We start from the raw sequence: 487 nt of genomic DNA, 5'->3' as shown, positions 1-487 counted from the left end.
TAAATCGTCGTAGACAGCGCCAATATTATTGAGGGTGGTAGCTTCACCAGAGCGATCGCCCACTGCCCGTCTCAGGGGTAAAGCTTGGTTGTAGAACTCCAGTGCTTTCTGCTTTTCTCCTAAAGAGTCGTAGACAGCGCCAATATTATTGAGGGTGATAGCTTCACCAGAGCGATCGCCCACTGCCCGTCTCAGGGGTAATGCTTGGTTGTAGAACTCCAGTGCTTTCTGCTTTTCTCCTAATGAGGAGTAGACAGCGCCAATATTACTGAGGGTGACAGCTTCACCTGAGCGATCGCCCACTGCCCGATACATGGATAAAGCTTGGTTGTAGAACTCCAGTGCTTTCTGCTTTTCTCCTAAATCGTCGTAGACAGCGCCAATATTATTGAGGGTGGTAGCTTCACCAGAGCGATCGCCCACTGCCCGTCTCAGGGGTAATGCTTGGTTGTAGAACTCCAGTGCTTTCTGCTTTTCTCCTAATGAG

The 487-nt window shown here is 49.9% G+C and carries 1 protein-coding gene; it reads right to left on the bottom strand.

The genetic code is table 11. The annotated features are described in order from the left end of the window. On the bottom strand, positions 1-487 hold a 487-nt coding region (locus tag A0J48_RS26510; protein ID WP_200327554.1), incomplete at both ends, for a tetratricopeptide repeat protein.

It is taken from the genome of Sphaerospermopsis aphanizomenoides BCCUSP55, assembly GCF_001586785.1.
Lineage (GTDB): Bacteria > Cyanobacteriota > Cyanobacteriia > Cyanobacteriales > Nostocaceae > Sphaerospermopsis_A > Sphaerospermopsis_A aphanizomenoides_A.
The sequence above is the reverse complement of the archived record's forward strand: the minus strand, read 5'-3'. Positions and strand labels throughout refer to the sequence as shown.